This window comes from Streptococcus ratti FA-1 = DSM 20564 (genome assembly GCF_000286075.1).
GTDB lineage: Bacteria > Bacillota > Bacilli > Lactobacillales > Streptococcaceae > Streptococcus > Streptococcus ratti.
Window position 1 is genome coordinate 124,542 of the sequence record NZ_AJTZ01000002.1, and the last position, 16,845, is coordinate 141,386.

The window sequence follows — 16,845 nt, forward strand, 5'->3', positions numbered from 1 at the left end:
ATGAGGTTAAAATGACAAAATTAATTTTTATGGGGACGCCCGATTTTTCGGCAACTGTTCTTAAAGGTCTGCTGGCAGACGGCCGTTATGAGATTGCAGCGGTTGTCACTCAGCCTGACCGAGCTGTCGGCCGTAAGAAAGAAATCAAGATGACGCCTGTCAAGCAAGTGGCTCTGGAGCACGGGTTAACAGTTTACCAGCCTGAAAAACTGTCAGGCTCTCCTGAGATGGCTGAACTAATCAACATAGGAGCCGATGGTATTGTCACAGCTGCTTTTGGTCAGTTTTTGCCTATGAAGCTGATTGACAGTGTTGGTTTTGCTGTCAATGTCCATGCGTCGCTGCTGCCCAAATACAGAGGCGGAGCTCCCATCCATTATGCTCTTATCAACGGAGATAAGGAAGCTGGCGTAACTATTATGGAAATGGTTAAAGAGATGGATGCCGGTGATATGGTGGCTAAAGCCTCAATACCAGTTGCTGATGAGGACAATGTTGGAACGATGTTTGAAAAATTGTCAGTTCTAGGCCGTGATTTGCTTTTAAAAATTCTGCCTGCCTATATTTCCGGTGATCTTGTTCCTAAGCCGCAGGATGAGAGTCAGGCAACTTTCTCACCCAATATTACACCGGATAAGGAGCGCATCGACTGGAACAAATCAGCCCGTGATATTTTTAATCAGGTACGGGGTATGAATCCGTGGCCTGTTGCCCATACTCTTTTAAATCAGCAGCGCTTTAAAATCTATGAAGTTCAAGAAACTGAAGGCAGCGGCAAACCCGGCGAAATTATTGAAAAAACGAAGAAAAGTCTGGTTGTAGCTGCGGCTCAGGGAGCTCTATCCTTAAAAACGGTGCAGCCGGCAGGCAAGCCCCAAATGGCTGTTACTGACTTTTTAAATGGCTTGGGTCAAAAACTTAAAGTGGGTGATTATTTTGGAGAGTAAGCAGCAGTTGGCCCGCAGCGGCGCTCTTACTGTTTTAACGGATGTTTTTGATAAGGGAGCTTACAGCAATATCGCCCTGAATCATTATCTAGCAGCGCACAGCTTTTCTAAAAAGGATAGAGCCTTGCTGACAGAACTTGTCTATGGAACATTAACGCGGAAGATTACTCTGGAGTGGTACCTGTCCCACTATATTGCAGATCGTGAAAAGATTGATACTTGGGTTTATTATCTGTTAATGCTCAGCCTTTACCAGATTCTTTATCTGGATAAAATCCCTGAGCATGCCATTGTTAACGATGCAGTAACGATTGCCAAAAAGAAGCATAAGGGAGCTGCCAAGCTGGTTAATGCTGTTTTAAGGCAGTTTTTGCGGCAGGAAAGTCCAGATATAAAAGCAATCAAGCGGAAAAACAAAGGTTATTCGGTTGAATACTCGCTGCCAGTCTGGCTGGTTAAAAAAATAATCAATGAGTTCGGTGAAGACAGAGCTGTTGCTATTTTCAAAAGTCTTTTAATCCGCAGCAAGGCTAGCATCCGTGTGGTCAATCCAGCTGAATTAGAGGCGATTAAACAGATGACAGGCGCCAGCAGGTCTGTACTGTCCCCTGTCGGTCTTGTCAAAGCAGCTGGCCATTTTAGCGACAGTAATCTTTTCAAAGAGGGGAAAATTACCATTCAGGATGAGAGCAGCCAGTTAGTCGCACCGACTTTGGAACTTCAGGAAGATGATATTGTTCTTGATGCCTGCAGCGCTCCCGGAGGCAAAGCTGTTCACATGGCTTCTTATCTGAAAAGCGGTCAATTGACAGCTCTGGATTTGTATGATCACAAATTAAAACTAATTGAGGACAATGCTCGGCGCCTTGGAGTATCAGACAAAATAAAGACTCAAAAGCTGGATGCCAGAAAAGTCCACGAGCAATTTGCTCCGGATACCTTTGATAAAATTTTGGTAGATGCTCCTTGCTCAGGCATGGGCCTTATCAGGCGCAAACCTGATATTAAATACAACAAAGCCAATCAAGACTTTGACAGCCTGCAAAGAATCCAGCTGGCAATTTTAGATAGTGTTTGCCAAACTATAAAAAAAGGTGGTATAATAACATACAGTACGTGTACCATTTTTAAAGAAGAAAATCAGATGGTACTTAAACAATTTTTGGATAACCATCCGAATTTTGAACAGGTCAAATTATATCATGAGAAAGAGGATATTGCTGTTGATGGCTGTCTTGTGATTACGCCTGAGCAATATCTGACAGATGGCTTCTTTATCAGCCAAGTAAAGCGTATTTCATAGGATTTAGAAGGAGGCTGACTTTGTCAGACAAGGAACATATGAAAATTTCTCTTTTTACAGATATTGGGCAAAAACGATCCAATAATCAAGATTTTATCAATAAATTTGATAATCGTTCCGGAAATACCCTAATCGTATTAGCAGATGGTATGGGCGGACACCGTGCCGGCAATATTGCCAGTGAAATGACGGTTACCGACTTAGGCCGCGAATGGGTTGACACTGATTTGACTGACTTAGGTCAGATCCGTGACTGGCTGGTCCGCAATATTGAAATTGTTAACCGCCGCGTTTACGAATTAGGACAGACAGAAGATTTTCAAGGAATGGGAACGACAATAGAAGCTTTGGCCGTTGTGGATAACAATGTTCTTTTTGCTCATATCGGAGATTCACGCATCGGCTTGATTCACGATGGTGTTTACACTCAATTAACGAGCGATCATTCCTTGGTCAATGAATTGGTTAAAGCCGGTCAGCTGACTGAAGAAGAAGCAGCCAGCCATCCGCAAAAGAATATTATCACCCAGTCTATCGGTCAGGCTAATCCAGTAGAACCCGATCTTGGAATTCAATCTTTAGAATCAGGAGACTATCTGCTAGTCAACAGTGACGGCCTGACTAATATGATTTCTAATAAGGTCATTGTCAATGCCTTGAGCGACGACAGTAAAAACCTAGATGAAAAAGCCAGATATTTAATTCAATTGGCCAACGATGCAGGCGGTCTTGATAATATCACCGTTGCTTTGGTCCACGCCGAAAGAGAGGAAGATGAATGATCCAGATTGGCAAATTATTTGCTGGTCGTTATCGAATTCTCCAATCTATCGGACGAGGCGGGATGGCCGATGTTTATTTAGCTAACGATCTGATTCTGGATAATGAGGAAGTAGCTATTAAGGTGCTGCGAACCAATTATCAAACAGATCAGGTCGCTGTGACGCGTTTCCAGCGGGAAGCGCGGGCCATGGCAGAGCTGAATCATCCTAACATTGTTGCCATTCGTGACATTGGAGAAGAAGACGGTCAGCAGTTCCTTGCAATGGAATATGTTGACGGTGCTGACTTGAAAAAATATATTCAAGATCACGCCCCTTTATCGAATGCTGAAGTCATTCGTATTATGAAAGAGGTTCTTTCCGCGATGACTCTTGCCCATCAAAAGGGTATTATTCACCGGGATTTGAAGCCTCAAAATGTACTTTTAACTAAGGACGGGACGGCCAAAGTAACAGACTTTGGGATTGCTGTAGCCTTTGCTGAGACCAGCCTGACACAGACCAATTCAATGCTGGGCAGTGTTCATTACCTGTCTCCTGAGCAGGCGCGCGGTTCAAAAGCAACGGTTCAAAGTGATATCTATGCGATGGGTATCATGCTCTTTGAAATGTTGACCGGGCATATTCCTTATGATGGTGACAGCGCTGTGACCATTGCTCTGCAGCATTTTCAAAAACCGCTGCCGTCTATCATTGCTGAAAATAAAAATGTTCCTCAGGCTTTGGAAAATGTTGTTATTAAGGCAACAGCCAAACGTTTGACCAATCGCTACACTTCAACAGAAGAAATGCTGCAGGATTTAAGAACCTGTCTGCAGCCTAGTCGCAGCCGCGAAAAAAAATTAGTCTTTAATGACACCGCAGATACAAAACCGTTGCCCAAGCTTGAACAGGCCGCAGGAGCTGCTTCGGCTGCCCAGTCCTTAAAAAATAAGACGACCAATGCGGATAGGCCGGCCAGTCAGCCCAAGCCTAAACCGAAAGTTCAGGATAAGCCCAAAAAGAAGAGACGCTTCTTGTCTCGCTTCCTCAAGCTTTTCTTTGCCTTGGTTTTTATCGGTATTATCATTTTAGCCTACCTGATTTTAACCAAGCCGAGTACTGTTTCGGTACCGGATGTTTCTGGAAATAAGCTGTCAACGGCTAAAACAATCATCAGAAATTCAGGTTTAAAGGTTGGCCAGGTTAGTAAGGTTGAAGATGACAGCGTGAGTGATGGCAAAGTTGTTCGCACGAATCCAAGCGCAGGTACTAAAAAGCGTGAAGGATCTAGTGTTGATATTTTTATAGCCAGCTCTAAAGGCTTTAAGATGGAGGACTACACTGGACAAAATTACCAAGATGTTATTGATAATTTAACCAATAATTACGGTGTTTCTAGAAAAAATATTGTTCTGAAAGAAGTTTCATCGGATGAGTACAGCGGTGGAACAGTAATCGGCCAGTCGCCAAAGGCTGGGAAGACTTATCGTCCCGGCAGCGGCAAAAAGATTACTCTCAGGGTTGTTGAGATGACTATGCCGAATCTTAAAAACACAACCTATGAAGAAGCCGTTAATACGTTAGCCGCTATGGGCATTTCAGCAAAACGTATAAAGGTTTATGATGCTAGCGACTACTCAACAGAAATTTCATCGCCGGCCTCATCAGCTGTGGTTGTAGGCCAAAGTCCTTATTACGGAGAGACTGTCAGCCTGTCATCAGATGACGATGTCATCCTCTATGTTTCGGAATCAGGTGGAAGCAATACTCATCCATCTTCGTCCGAAGCAACCGAGGAAACAACAACTGTAACAGAAGAGTCAACAGAAGCAACAACCAGTAGTGATACGACTGCTGAGTCATCAGTATCAGAATAACGATTAAATAACAAAAGGAGAAGAGATAGCAGATTCTGATATTTCTTCTCCTTTTTGATTACTGGTAAGCAGATGAAATTTATCGTGAATTTTGGTACAATGACTAAGAATTATAAGACTTGAAGGTAACCTATGAGAAAATTTCAATTTTTTCTAGTTGTTGAGACCATCTTAATTGCTTTGGCCTTTATGACTATTTTGGCCAGCGATTTATCGAGTTTCATCCTGATTTTGGTGATTACGCTTTTAGCCCTGAGATTTTATCATCTGGGCAGTAAAAATGATTTCCTGCTAACAGCCAGTTTGCTGCTGCTTTTTCTGATTTTTATGCTGAACCCCTACACCATTGCTGCGGTTCTTGTGGGAATCCTCTATGTAATGATCAATCACTTTGCTCAGGTTAAAAAGAAAAATCGTTACGCTTTATTGAAGCTGCAGGAAGAGGGGCTCAATGTCACAAAGCAACCCCACCAATGGATTGGTAATAATGAGTATATTGAGACCGATTCTTACGCCTTTGACGATATTAATGTCATTCGGATAAGCGGCAGTGATGTGATTAATTTGAGTCAGGTGATTATGGTAGGACAGAATAATCATGTCATCATTCGCAAGGTTTATGGACTAACCAAAATCTTAGTTCCTGTTGATGTTGCTGTAAAGTTAGATGTCAGCAGTATTTATGGGAGTGTTCGCTTCTTTGATTCGCCCGAATATGACCTGCGCAATGAAACTATTAAGCTTGCAGACAGCAGGCAGGATCTGACCAAATCGGTTAAGATCATTGTAAATGTCATTGCAGGAATAGTGGAGGTGGAGCGTATATGAGAAAACGAACCATTTTCATGATTTTTCTTTATGCTGCGGTTACCGTTATTTCGATTGTTTTTGTCATCATTAACAGCCTCAATCTTGACTTAACTGATTTACTCAAAGATTGGGTTGTTATGGAGCAGTTCATCCTATCGCTTCTTGCAGCCTTTATTTCCCTGACTTTTTTGTTACTGCTGGTGTGGATGATTGTTGATGATAACAGTAAAAGGCACTTAAATCAAAATTTAAGGCGGATTTTGCTCAACCAAGCCATCAGCCAGGAAAATGACACCGAGCTTGGCAAGAATGTCAATCGCTTATCCAATAAGATGCAGCAGCTGACCAATAATCTACAAAAAACAGAGAATGCCTATATTGCCAGCAGTCAGGAAATCGTCAAAAAAGAGAGAAAAAGAATTGCTCGGGATCTGCACGATACTGTCAGTCAGGAACTATTTGCTTCTTCCATGATTCTGTCGGGTGTTTCACATAATCTGGAACAGTTAGAAAAGGACCAGCTGCAGACCCAACTTTTGGCTGTTGAGGATATGCTGAATAATGCTCAAAATGATCTGCGGATTCTGCTCTTGCATCTTCGTCCCACTGAGCTAGAAGGAAAGACACTTTCAGAAGGGCTGGCTATGATTATTAAAGAGCTGACGGATAAAAGCAATATCGAGGTTGTTTATAAGGAAACTGTTGATAAGCTTCCTAAGGCAGTTGAGAGTAATTTCTTTCGTATTGCCCAAGAGTTTATCAGTAATACGTTGAAGCATGCTAAAGCAAGCCGAATAGAAGTCTATCTGTACCAAACGCCTTCTGAAGTTCAGCTCAAAATGATTGACAACGGTATCGGTTTTGACATGGATGCCGTTCGCGATCTGAGTTACGGACTGAAAAATATTGAAGACCGCGTCAATGATTTAGCTGGGACAGTATCCTTCCTGAGTGCCAAGGATAAGGGGGTTGTTATGGATATTCATGTACCGATAATGAAAGGAGATGTTGATGAGTAAAATAAAGGTTATCCTGGTTGATGACCATGAGATGGTAAGACTGGGTCTGAAGAGTTTTCTTGATTTGCAGGCAGATGTTGAGGTTGTCGGAGAAGCTGGCAATGGCCGTCAAGGGATTGAGCTGGCCTTACAATTGAAGCCTGATGTTGTTGTGATGGATCTTGTCATGCCTGAGATGGATGGGGTTGAGGCGACGCTTGAGCTTTTGAAGGAATGGAAAGACGCTAAAATTTTAGTGCTGACCAGCTATCTTGATAATGAAAAGATTTATCCTGTTATCGAGGCAGGAGCCAAGGGTTATATGCTGAAAACATCCAGCGCTGCAGAAATTTTAAATGCCATCAAAAAAGTTGCCAAAGGTGATTTGGCGATTGAAACGGAAGTTGATAAGAAAATCAAAGCCCATCATGATAATCCTGATTTGCATGAGGATTTGACCGCTCGGGAGAGAGATATTTTGGAGCTGCTCGCTAAAGGTTATGACAATCAAACAATAGCTGATGAACTTTTTATCTCTTTAAAAACGGTAAAAACTCATGTGTCCAATATTCTATCGAAACTACAGGTGGATGATCGGACACAGGCAGTAGTCTATGCTTTTCAGCATCATTTGGTACCGCAGGATGACGATTAGTGTGTTATAATAATAAAAGAAATTAGTTTCACAAGGGGTAAAGATGGATTCTGAATTAAAACACAGGGTTAAAAAGGTTAAGGCTGTCTTTTTTGATATTGATGACACGCTTCGTATCAAAGATAGCGGCTATATGCCGCCATCAATCACAACTGTCTTTGAAAGTCTGAAAAAGCAGGGCATCCTGACAGGCATTGCTTCCGGCAGAGCACCATACGGTGTTGTTCCTGAAATCCGTGCTTTAGAACCAGACTTTTTTGTAACCATCAATGGTTCTTACGTGATTGATCATGAGAACAATGAAATTTTCAACGATCCTATTTCCAAGGATATCATTGAAAAGTATGTGGCTTGGTGCAAAGAGACAGGCATTGACTACGGCTTTGCTGGTAAGGATAAGGCTGTTGTCTCAAGGCGTGCTGATTTGGTTGACAAGGCGCTGGTTCCTGTTTACGGACTGTGCGATGTTGACCCAGATTTTTATCAAAAGCATGACGTCTATCATATGTGGACATTCGAAGATGTTGGGGATAGCCTGCAGCTGCCAGCAGAGCTGGCTAAAGACATTCGTTTTGTCAGGTGGCATCCTAACTCGTCTGATGTCATCAAAAACGGTGTCTCTAAAGCATCTGGACTGGCTCATGTGTTAAAAAGAGTTCATTTAACCCCCCAGAATGTCCTTTTCTTTGGTGACGGACTGAATGATTTAGAGATGTTTGATTATGTCGGCATCACCGTTGCTATGGGCAATGGCCATGGTGATTTGAAAGAAAAGGCTGATTTTATTACAAAAAATGTAGAAGAAGACGGCATTTTATATGCATTGGAGGAATTAGGTTTGACAGAAAAAGAAGTACAGTTTCCGCAGTTAAATGTGAATGATATTAATGTTCCCACAGCAACTATTAAGACTAATCACGGTGATTTAACAGTAAAATTGTTCCCGGAACAAGCACCAAAAACGGTGGCTAATTTTATTGGACTGGCTAAAAAGGGTTATTATGACGGTGTTGTTTTCCACCGGATTATCAAGGATTTTATGATCCAAGGCGGCGATCCAAGCGGTACCGGTATGGGTGGAGAATCTATTTACGGTCAGCCTTTTGAAGATGAATTTTCAGAGGAACTGTATAATCTTCGCGGTGCTTTGTCAATGGCAAATGCAGGTCCAAACACCAACGGCAGTCAGTTTTTCATCGTTCAGAATCAAAATTTCCCTTACAGTGCTGAAGAATTAGAGCGCGGCGGCTGGCCGCAGGCAATTGCGGCTGCTTATGCTGATAACGGTGGCACACCGCACCTTGACCGCCGTCATACTGTTTTTGGTCAGCTGGCTGATCAAGCTTCTTACGAGGTCTTAGACAAGATTGCGGCTCTTTCTACGGATGGCTCAGATCGTCCGCTAACAGAAGTTATCATTGAGACCATTGAGGTGACTGGCGATGAAGATTGGTGATAAGATAAGGGGGGAAATTACCGGCATCAAACCCTACGGTGCTTTTGTTCAGCTGGCAAATGGACTAATAGGGCTCATCCATATTTCTGAAATTAAAACGGGATATATTGATAATATCTATCGGGTTTTGTCTGTAGGCGAGGAAGTCCTTGTTCAGGTTGTTGACTACGATGAATACAGCCAAAAAGCTAGTCTGTCTTTACGTACTCTGGAAGAAGAAAAACACCATTATCAGCATCGGCATCGTTTTTCCAACAGCCGTCTGCATATTGGTTTTAAGCCTTTAGCTGATAACCTACCCGTCTGGATTGAGGAAAATCTTGAGTATTTAAAGCAGGATCAGCACAAGGACAAGCAAATCTAAAATTAAAAGCTGCTAGATAAAAGTGCCCACAGTTTAAAAAAGAGAATATTCAAAAGGTGGCTTAAAAAGTAAAAGAATAGCATAAAATCAATTTCAGTGTGATTTTATGCTGTTCTTTTTGATTTGACGAAAAAAGCAATAAGCTTGCATGCTTAAACAGCTAAGCTTATTGCCTTAATTTTATCTGTATCAGTCAAATTCATACAGTGCTGTTGAAAGGTAGCGTTCCCCGTTATCCGGTGCAATAGCCAAAACTTTTTTACCTTTACCCAGCTTTTTAGCAACTTCAATAGCAGCCCAAACTGCAGCTGAGGCGGAGATACCCAGAAGGAAGCCTTCTTTACCGCCAAAATCGCGGCCGGTTGCCAAAGCATCATCAGATTTAACACGGATAACCTCATCATAAGAATGGGTATCAAGCGCTGCCGGAATGAAACCGGTTGAGATACCTTGGATTTTATGAGGTCCGGGTTTATCCCCGGAAAGTACGGCAGATTCATCCGCTTCCAGACCATAAATTTTAATATCGGGATTATCTTTTTTAAGAACTCGCGAAACACCGGTGATTGTACCGCCCGTACCGATACCGGCTACAAAGGCATCCAGTCCGTGTGAGCCGAAAGCATCTAGGATTTCCGGTCCTGTTGTCAGTTCGTGAATTTTTGGATTAGCCGGATTATCAAATTGGAGGGGAACCCAGCCGCCGACTTCCTTAGCGATTTCATGAGCCTTATCAATGGCTCCCTTGGTTCCGGCACTTCCTGGTGTTAAAACAAGCTCAGCCCCGTAAGCCTGTATGATTTTGCGGCGTTCAACGCTCATCGTTTCAGGCATTGTAATGATGACATTGTAACCTTTAGCAGCGCCTACCCAGGAAAGTCCAATACCTGTATTGCCGCTGGTTGGCTCAACAATAGTATCTCCAGGTTTTATAAGGCCGCGTTTTTCAGCGTCTTCAATCATGTTTAAGGCGATACGGTCTTTGACTGAAGAACCAGGATTAAATGCTTCAAGCTTGAGATAAACATCAGCTGCACCGTCGGGAACAACCTTGTTAAGTTTAACAATAGGCGTATTTCCGATTAATTGAGTGATGTTATCGTAAATTTTTGTCATAATAAATATACCTCACAAAGTTTAATTTGTTTCCAGTATAGGCTGAAAATCAGACTTTGTAAAATATAAATTATTTATCACCGTGATAAATAATTTATATCACAGGAATTTCGACGATTTGGCTGCCAGAAACGCGGCTGCTAACTTTTCCTTGATAAAAATCACTCAAATGATTTTGAATCGTGTCGACATCTTTTTCATCAACATAAACAGTTGCAGTGACAGTGATGGCAAAATCAGTATCGTGCTCCTGCAGTCTATGAGTGCTTAAGAAAGCAGCAAGGTTCTGATACTGAGGATAGGTCAGCACGAGCTCAAGTCCAGTTTGTTCTTTGACTTCGACCATTCCGATTGCCTTGATAGTATTTGCCACGCTTCCCGAGTAAGCACGGATAAGGCCGCCGGCTCCTAGTTTGATGCCGCCAAAATAACGGCTAACAACAACCGCAAGATTGGTCAGATTGTTTTTTTCAAGAACGCTCAGCATAGGAACTCCTGCTGTACCGCTGGGTTCGCCGTCATCACTGGAGCGCTTGATATCACTGTTTTCCCCGATAATCATAGCAGAGCAGGAATGAGCAGCTTTATAATGCTCTTTTTTGATTTGAGCAATGAAATCGCGTCCTTCTGCTTCTGAGTAAATTCTTTTGGCTTGACAGATAAAGCGGGATTTTTTAATAATTTCTTCTGTGCTGCCGTTTTTAGCAATTGTACGATAGTTCATAGACAAAGTGTACACATTTTTTTGAAAAGGTGCAAGCCAGTTGTTATAACTTTTTACGAATAATAAAACTGATGGAGGACTTAAAAAATTATTATGGACGTTTGTGGACAGAGAGCCAATTAAATGACAGTTTGAAAAAGCATGCCCAAAGTATGCCAGCTATGACAGAGAAATTCCCTTATTTTATCTGCAATCGCTGCGGCAGCAAAAACAGCTCCGAAAACGCTCTGCCTGATGGTTCTGTTTACTGCCGAGGCTGTCTGGTCTTTGGCCGGATTAGCAGCCGAGAAAAACTGTTTTACTTTGAGCAGCAGGTATTCCCTGAAATTCAGGCCTTGAGTTGGCAGGGGCAGCTGACTTCTTTTCAGCAGGCTGTTTCAGACAGTCTCAGAAAAGCTGTCAAAAATAAAGAAGACATACTTGTTCACGCCGTTACTGGAGCCGGAAAGACTGAAATGATTTACAAGACTTTGGATGATATTCTCAGGCAGGGGAAAGCAGCTGCACTGGTCAGCCCTCGGGTTGATGTTTGCTTGGAGCTGTATAAACGCTTAAGCCGTGATTTTTCCTGCTCTATCAGTTTGCTCCATGCTCAATCAGAAGCTTATGAACGCAGTCCCTTAGTGATTGCGACTACTCACCAGCTTTTAAGATTTTATCAGGCTTTCGATCTTTTAATTGTAGATGAAGTTGATGCTTTTCCTTTTGTTGATAATAAAATGCTGCACTATGCTTTAAATCGCTGCCTTAAATCTGATGGAGTCAAGGTGTATTTAACAGCAACTTCAACCGATAAGCTGGACAGGCAAATCAAGCAGGGTAAGTTAAAACAGCTGCACTTAGCCAGACGTTTTCACGCTAAACCCTTGGTTGTGCCCCAGAGTGTTTGGCTGAATTTTTCTTTGGAAAAATTAGGCCAGCAAAAACTGCCAGTTCGTTTTTTAAGGTATATTCGAAATCAGCGGCAGAGCCGCTTCCCTCTGCTGATTTTCTTTCCGCATATAGAATTGGGGACACTTTTTGCAGAGGCTCTGAAAAAATATTTTCCGGACGAATCTATTGATTTTGTTTCTAGTTTAAGTCCGGATCGCTTAGAAAAGGTTGATGGATTCAGAAACGGTCAGATTCAAATTTTAGTGTCAACAACTATTTTAGAAAGAGGCGTCACCTTTCCAAATATTGATGTTTTTGTCATGATGGCTAATCACCGTTTATTCACCAAGACGGCCTTGATACAAATTGCCGGCCGGGTCGGGCGCTCAGCAGACCGGCCGACAGGAGCCTTGATTTTCTTTCATAATGGTCTTAATAAGGCAATAAAAACAGCTGTTTTCGAGATTAAAGAAATGAATCGAAGGGGAGGCTTTATATGAATTGTCTGCTATGTCAGTCACCTTTTGAAAGGAGCCTAAGTTTTTCTTCTGTCTTTTTCCTGAGTGCTGCGCAGGAAGCGGTTTGTCCCAGCTGTTTTTCTAAATTTCAGCGTATTTCAGACAGTCATTGTCCTGCTTGCTGTAAAAATGGTATTAATACTTATTGTCAGGACTGTCTTTACTGGCAAAGCAAGGGACAAAAGGTCAATCACAGAGCTCTCTTTTGTTATAATCAAGCAATGAAAGATTATTTTAGTACTTACAAATTCCAAGGAGATTATCTCTTAAGAAAGGTTTTTGCAAAAACTGTCAAGAAAGCTTTAAAAAACAGAAACGGCTATACTTTGGTTCCTATTCCAATCAGCCGCTCTAGCTTAAGCAGCCGCGGATTTAATCAGGTAGAGGCTTTTTTAGATGAGGCAAAACTACCCTACAGCCAATTATTAGGAAAAAAGGACAGCATGAAGCAATCGAGCAAAAAACGGCAGGAGAGACTGTCCAGTCAGCAATTTTTTTATTTAAGAAAGGTTAAAGCATTACCTGATAAGGTTATATTAGTGGACGATATCTACACTACAGGTACCACTATTCAGCTAGCCAGTCAGCTATTGTGTGAAAACGGTGTGAAAACAGTGATATCTTTTTCTTTAGCAAGATGATAAAAATGCTTGCAAATTTTCATGAAAGCGATATAATAATAGTGAAGAAAGCGCTTATTTTGAGCGCAAGAAAAGAGGTAGCTTATGATTAAATATAGTATTCGTGGCGAGAACATTGAAGTAACAGATGCGATTCGCAACTATGTTGAGTCTAAACTCAAAAAAATCGAAAAGTATTTTAATGCTGATCAAGAATTAGATGCGCGCGTCAATCTAAAAGTATATCGCGAAAAAACAGCTAAGGTTGAGGTTACTATTCCTCTTGATTCAGTTACTCTTCGTGCCGAAGATATTTCTCAGGATATGTATGGCTCGACTGATTTAGTTGTTGATAAGATTGAACGTCAGATCCGCAAAAATAAAACAAAAATTGCTAAGAAACACCGTGAAAAGAAACCAGCATCTCATGTTTTTACAACTGAGTTTGAAGCAGAAGAAATTGAAGAAGTACCAGCAGTAAAAGTTGTGAGAACAAAAAATATTACATTGAAGCCAATGGATATTGAGGAAGCTCGTCTGCAAATGGATCTTTTGGGGCATGACTTCTTTATCTATACAGATGCTAATGACAATACAACCAATGTACTTTATCGCCGTGAAGACGGAAATCTAGGTGTTATTGAAGCTAAATAAAAATATGACAGTCATACAGGCTGGGACCAAAGGTTCCGGCCTTTTAACATGTACTGATGTCATACATGGGGTTGGCTGCTCATCATCTATGAATCGGTTGAAGCTGGGAGGGGGCTGAAATAGGCAAGTCCTTTAAATGAGCTTGACCAGGATAAAACCATAGCCTATTTTCCTTGAAATGACGATGAAAACCCTTTTAGTCCCTACTGTTATCACCTTGTCAAATTAAAATTGTCATGCTATAATCTGTTTAATTACGTAATATTTTTGTAAGGAGATTGATATGAATAAGGAAGATTGGGTGGATTACTTTGAGGTCATTAATGGACGTGAACCGTCTGCTAAAGAGATTGCAGAGGCTCTGGCTGCCGGAGAATTTCAGAATGCTGTAGAAACTGATCCTAGTTCAAAGGAAAAAAGCGAGCTAGTTCAAGATTCTGCTGAAAAGATGACGGCAGAAACAGCTGAAGCTGAGCCAGACCGAAGCTCACAGCTTGATCAGGAGCTTGCTGCAAATCAGGCTAATGCTCAGACAGGAAGGCATCAGCAGGTTGAACAGTTAAAGAAAAAAGGGGAAAGCTATTTTGTTTGGTTTTGGGAAGGCTTAAAAAGGCCGGAGGTACAGTCTTCAAAGAGTCAGTTTACCTATGGATTGGTGACACTGGCTATTGCAGCGCTTTTTCTGGCTGCTGGTTTGGTCAATTATATTAATAGAATTTTTACCTCGATTATTAACATGACTATCGGTGGCGAGAGTTTTAAAATTAATGAACCGGAAGCTTTTTCTGTTGTTGAAGACGCTGTTCGTACCAATTTTGGTTTCAGTAAAATAATAGTTGTTACTGTTATTGTTTTCATAGCTTATGCTATTATCGCTGTCTTGCCGGCTTTAATTCATAAATTTGCTACTAAATCCCAAGAAAAAGTGACATTCTTATGGGGGAAATCTATTGCTTATACACCGCTTTTAGCAGCTATTAACCTGCTTGTCTTTTTGCTGAGTTTCTTAACATCAAATAAATTGGTTGTTTCCAGCAAATATTCTTATCAAATCGTATCATCTTTTAGTTCTGTCGGTTCTGATCCTTTTGAAGGGCTATCATCGGTTTCGCATTTGATCAAAGAAGTACCGGCTATTCGCTCTATTCAAACTGTATTTATCTATTTAATTCTCTTAAGTGTTGTTAGTTTGGCTGTTTTAATCGTAGCCGTTTTAACAAATATCAAGGTTTCACTGGGAAGCCTAAATAATTTTTATGTGCGCCTGATTGCATTGCTTATTTTTGTTCTAATTATTTTCTTCGCGACTAAATCAATTGCAACCAATCTCTTAGGCGGACTGGATGGCATAAAAGATTCATTGACAAAATTATATTAAATATAGGATGATACTATGGCAAGCAAAGAAAAATGGGTAGAATTATTTGAAAAGGTTATTGGTCGTAAGCCGACTTCACAAGAGTTTTTAGAAGGTAAAAAGACTGATTTTGATTTAAAAGGTATTAAAAAAATAGCAAATATCTCTGTGGATACAGCAGAATCCTTGGAGATAAATTCTCCATCCGCTCCTGAGGAGAACTTAAATGAGGACGAAAAAGTCCTTGCGGAGCCTGAAGATGAAGGGGCAGAGAACGATCAAGCTTCAAAATCACCTGCTGTTGGCACTACAAAGCCACCTAAACAATTGTGGGCGCAAGCTTTTGAAAAACAATTTGGCCGCAAGCCAACTCAGGATGAATTTCTTTTTGCGAAAAGTCAGCATTTTGATTTAGCTAAGATCAGCCAAGCGGCAGAGGCTAAGCCCATCAGCCAACCGACAAAAGCAGCGGAAAAGCCTTGGCCAAAAGGTAAGAGAATTTTAACTGCACTAACGCTCCTTTTTTTACTGGTGCTTGGAGCAGGGTATATCTATGGCAATCAGTATTTTTCGCGTGAGGCTGTTGCCGAAAGGTATTTGAAAGCTGCCAATCATAGTTTTACTAAAGCCCTAGCATTTGAAGTGTGGAGTGATACTGAAAAGCCAATAAAAAAATCAGAATTGACTTATAGAAATTCTGAGGAAAACAGGACGCTAAAGATGGATGATCTGACGTCAGATTACCGGCAGCTGAAAAATGTGGGCAGAAAGTTCCTTATTTTCCCTGACTGGCGTGTTGCTGTTAAACCAGTTTCAGCCACAGTATCTGTCAACACCAAGGGTTTAGAATTATTTGTGAATCATAAGAGAATTGCCAAAACTGACAGCAATTCTTACACTAAGACGATATCACGGCTTTATCCAGGAGCCTATAATTTCGTTGCTAAGGGAGTAATATCCGGTCAGAAACTTGAAGTTTCATCCGAAGAAACGATTACCAATAATATAAAAGTCAATTTAAATGTAAAATATCTCAATTTTCAGGTTAACAGTAATCTTACCGATGGTGATTTGTATGTAGGCAGTCGAAAAATCGGAAAACTGCATGATGGCAAATACAAAGTTTCAAAATTAGCGGTCACAGATGCTTCCAAGATTTATGTCCAAAAATCATTCCCTGGGAAATCGCCTCTGAAATCAGAAACACAGTCAATAGAAGATATCTATGATGGCGACACCGTCACTTTGGATGCCGACGGTGTTCTTGACCGTGATACTGCGGATTCACTGATTACAGAAGCTTACCGCAAAATGAGTTCATATTCTTCTTCACAAACAACACCAGATAATCTAGACGATGTTTTTACCAGCGGAAACAATAACAAATTTTATCAAGAGGTCAAAAATACGATAGATACGAACACCACGGGTGCTAAAAATCGAAGTGCGGATTCCATCACATTTAGCGATGTTGATGTTACCAAGGTGACTCAAACCGGACCAACAACTTTTTCAGCTGAATTTACAGTTATCTATGATTTTTACTATGGCTATAACTCAGAACACAAAACATCAGGGGATATCATTCAAAAATTATCATGGTCAGCTCTTGTTGAATATGTTGGCAATAGTAAAAAGAATGACAGCTATTCTTATAATACTTATGGTGATTACCGAATTACTTCCAGTAATGGCAAATCAAGTGTTCTAAATACTAAAAACACGGTTGATTAAAAAATAAAATATCACTGTAAAAAATTATTTCTTTTCTAAAAAGCTGTCCTCTTGAACCCGAGGTGCTAATATATC

At 41.1% G+C, this 16,845-nt stretch carries 16 protein-coding genes; 14 read left to right on the forward strand and 2 right to left on the reverse strand.

What is annotated here, in order from left to right; genetic code table 11:
* The first annotated feature begins 11 nt into the window (after window positions 1-11).
* The 9 genes from fmt (at window position 12) to SRA_RS00705 (ending at window position 9,174) form a co-directional block, all read left to right on the forward strand.
* A complete protein-coding gene (gene fmt / locus SRA_RS00665; protein ID WP_003086433.1) occupies window positions 12-947 on the forward strand; it encodes a methionyl-tRNA formyltransferase in 936 nt (311 codons plus the stop codon).
* Window positions 901-2,250: a 16S rRNA (cytosine(967)-C(5))-methyltransferase RsmB gene (rsmB, locus tag SRA_RS00670; RefSeq protein WP_050990612.1), complete on the forward strand. Its 1,350-nt coding sequence runs from the start codon at window positions 901-903 to the stop codon at window positions 2,248-2,250. Before fmt ends, rsmB begins: the two co-directional genes overlap by 47 nt.
* A gap of 38 nt (window positions 2,251-2,288) precedes the next feature.
* Entirely contained in the window at window positions 2,289-3,032 is a 744-nt protein-coding gene (locus tag SRA_RS00675) for a Stp1/IreP family PP2C-type Ser/Thr phosphatase (RefSeq protein ID WP_003086437.1), read from the forward strand.
* Complete coding sequence (pknB, locus tag SRA_RS00680) at window positions 3,029-4,891, forward strand: Stk1 family PASTA domain-containing Ser/Thr kinase (RefSeq protein WP_003086439.1); 1,863 nt, start codon at window positions 3,029-3,031, stop codon at window positions 4,889-4,891. Before SRA_RS00675 ends, pknB begins: the two co-directional genes overlap by 4 nt.
* A gap of 132 nt (window positions 4,892-5,023) precedes the next feature.
* Window positions 5,024-5,719, forward strand: a complete 696-nt coding sequence (gene liaF, locus SRA_RS00685; protein ID WP_003086440.1) for a cell wall-active antibiotics response protein LiaF — start codon at window positions 5,024-5,026, stop codon at window positions 5,717-5,719.
* Entirely contained in the window at window positions 5,716-6,720 is a 1,005-nt protein-coding gene (gene liaS, locus SRA_RS00690) for an envelope stress sensor histidine kinase LiaS (RefSeq protein ID WP_003086442.1), read from the forward strand. The genes liaF and liaS overlap by 4 nt, the downstream gene beginning before the upstream one ends.
* Window positions 6,713-7,354: a response regulator transcription factor gene (locus SRA_RS00695; RefSeq protein ID WP_003086444.1), complete on the forward strand. Its 642-nt coding sequence runs from the start codon at window positions 6,713-6,715 to the stop codon at window positions 7,352-7,354. Before liaS ends, SRA_RS00695 begins: the two co-directional genes overlap by 8 nt.
* Window positions 7,355-7,397: 43 nt before the next feature.
* Complete coding sequence (locus SRA_RS00700) at window positions 7,398-8,810, forward strand: bifunctional Cof-type HAD-IIB family hydrolase/peptidylprolyl isomerase (protein WP_003086446.1); 1,413 nt, start codon at window positions 7,398-7,400, stop codon at window positions 8,808-8,810.
* Complete coding sequence (locus tag SRA_RS00705; protein WP_003086447.1) at window positions 8,797-9,174, forward strand: S1 RNA-binding domain-containing protein; 378 nt, start codon at window positions 8,797-8,799, stop codon at window positions 9,172-9,174. Before SRA_RS00700 ends, SRA_RS00705 begins: the two co-directional genes overlap by 14 nt.
* Before the next feature lie 189 nt (window positions 9,175-9,363).
* Here SRA_RS00705 and cysK read toward each other — a convergent pair whose 3' ends face one another.
* Window positions 9,364-10,290 (reverse strand): cysteine synthase A, encoded by a 927-nt coding sequence (gene cysK, locus SRA_RS00710; protein ID WP_003086449.1) that lies wholly within the window; start codon window positions 10,288-10,290, stop codon window positions 9,364-9,366.
* A 94-nt stretch (window positions 10,291-10,384) separates the two neighbouring features.
* Window positions 10,385-11,014 carry a YigZ family protein gene (locus tag SRA_RS00715; RefSeq protein ID WP_003086451.1) on the reverse strand — a complete coding sequence of 210 codons (630 nt, stop codon included), beginning with the start codon at window positions 11,012-11,014 and terminating at the stop codon, window positions 10,385-10,387.
* A 71-nt stretch (window positions 11,015-11,085) separates the two neighbouring features.
* On the opposite strand from SRA_RS00715, the gene SRA_RS00720 reads away from it, so the two are divergent.
* From SRA_RS00720 to SRA_RS00740, 5 genes are all read left to right on the forward strand, one after another.
* A complete protein-coding gene (locus SRA_RS00720) occupies window positions 11,086-12,387 on the forward strand; it encodes an ATP-dependent helicase ComFA (protein WP_003086453.1) in 1,302 nt (433 codons plus the stop codon).
* The gene (locus SRA_RS00725; RefSeq protein ID WP_003086455.1) at window positions 12,384-13,046 is read left to right on the forward strand and encodes a ComFC family protein; all 663 of its coding nucleotides are present in this window, start codon (window positions 12,384-12,386) and stop codon (window positions 13,044-13,046) included. The genes SRA_RS00720 and SRA_RS00725 overlap by 4 nt, the downstream gene beginning before the upstream one ends.
* Before the next feature lie 84 nt (window positions 13,047-13,130).
* Window positions 13,131-13,679, forward strand: a complete 549-nt coding sequence (hpf, locus tag SRA_RS00730) for a ribosome hibernation-promoting factor, HPF/YfiA family (protein WP_003086457.1) — start codon at window positions 13,131-13,133, stop codon at window positions 13,677-13,679.
* Window positions 13,680-13,962: 283 nt separating this feature from the next.
* Window positions 13,963-15,057, forward strand: coding sequence for a hypothetical protein (locus SRA_RS00735; protein WP_003086460.1), 1,095 nt, complete (start codon window positions 13,963-13,965; stop codon window positions 15,055-15,057).
* A 15-nt stretch (window positions 15,058-15,072) separates the two neighbouring features.
* On the forward strand, window positions 15,073-16,770 hold the full coding sequence (locus SRA_RS00740; RefSeq protein ID WP_003086462.1) for a zinc ribbon domain-containing protein: 1,698 nt from the start codon (window positions 15,073-15,075) through the stop codon (window positions 16,768-16,770).
* The last annotated feature ends 75 nt before the right edge of the window (window positions 16,771-16,845 follow it).

What these genes read in the sequence shown, in the direction of transcription:
- fmt (WP_003086433.1), top strand. Translation starts at nt 12, where the DNA reads ATGACAAAATTAATTTTTATGGGGACGCCCGATTTTTCGGCAACTGTT.
- rsmB (WP_050990612.1), top strand. Translation starts at nt 901, where the DNA reads ATGGCTTGGGTCAAAAACTTAAAGTGGGTGATTATTTTGGAGAGTAAG.
- SRA_RS00675 (WP_003086437.1), top strand. Translation starts at nt 2,289, where the DNA reads ATGAAAATTTCTCTTTTTACAGATATTGGGCAAAAACGATCCAATAAT.
- pknB (WP_003086439.1), top strand. Translation starts at nt 3,029, where the DNA reads ATGATCCAGATTGGCAAATTATTTGCTGGTCGTTATCGAATTCTCCAA.
- liaF (WP_003086440.1), top strand. Translation starts at nt 5,024, where the DNA reads ATGAGAAAATTTCAATTTTTTCTAGTTGTTGAGACCATCTTAATTGCT.
- liaS (WP_003086442.1), top strand. Translation starts at nt 5,716, where the DNA reads ATGAGAAAACGAACCATTTTCATGATTTTTCTTTATGCTGCGGTTACC.
- SRA_RS00695 (WP_003086444.1), top strand. Translation starts at nt 6,713, where the DNA reads ATGAGTAAAATAAAGGTTATCCTGGTTGATGACCATGAGATGGTAAGA.
- SRA_RS00700 (WP_003086446.1), top strand. Translation starts at nt 7,398, where the DNA reads ATGGATTCTGAATTAAAACACAGGGTTAAAAAGGTTAAGGCTGTCTTT.
- SRA_RS00705 (WP_003086447.1), top strand. Translation starts at nt 8,797, where the DNA reads ATGAAGATTGGTGATAAGATAAGGGGGGAAATTACCGGCATCAAACCC.
- cysK (WP_003086449.1), bottom strand. Translation starts at nt 10,290, where the DNA reads ATGACAAAAATTTACGATAACATCACTCAATTAATCGGAAATACGCCT.
- SRA_RS00715 (WP_003086451.1), bottom strand. Translation starts at nt 11,014, where the DNA reads ATGAACTATCGTACAATTGCTAAAAACGGCAGCACAGAAGAAATTATT.
- SRA_RS00720 (WP_003086453.1), top strand. Translation starts at nt 11,086, where the DNA reads ATGGAGGACTTAAAAAATTATTATGGACGTTTGTGGACAGAGAGCCAA.
- SRA_RS00725 (WP_003086455.1), top strand. Translation starts at nt 12,384, where the DNA reads ATGAATTGTCTGCTATGTCAGTCACCTTTTGAAAGGAGCCTAAGTTTT.
- hpf (WP_003086457.1), top strand. Translation starts at nt 13,131, where the DNA reads ATGATTAAATATAGTATTCGTGGCGAGAACATTGAAGTAACAGATGCG.
- SRA_RS00735 (WP_003086460.1), top strand. Translation starts at nt 13,963, where the DNA reads ATGAATAAGGAAGATTGGGTGGATTACTTTGAGGTCATTAATGGACGT.
- SRA_RS00740 (WP_003086462.1), top strand. Translation starts at nt 15,073, where the DNA reads ATGGCAAGCAAAGAAAAATGGGTAGAATTATTTGAAAAGGTTATTGGT.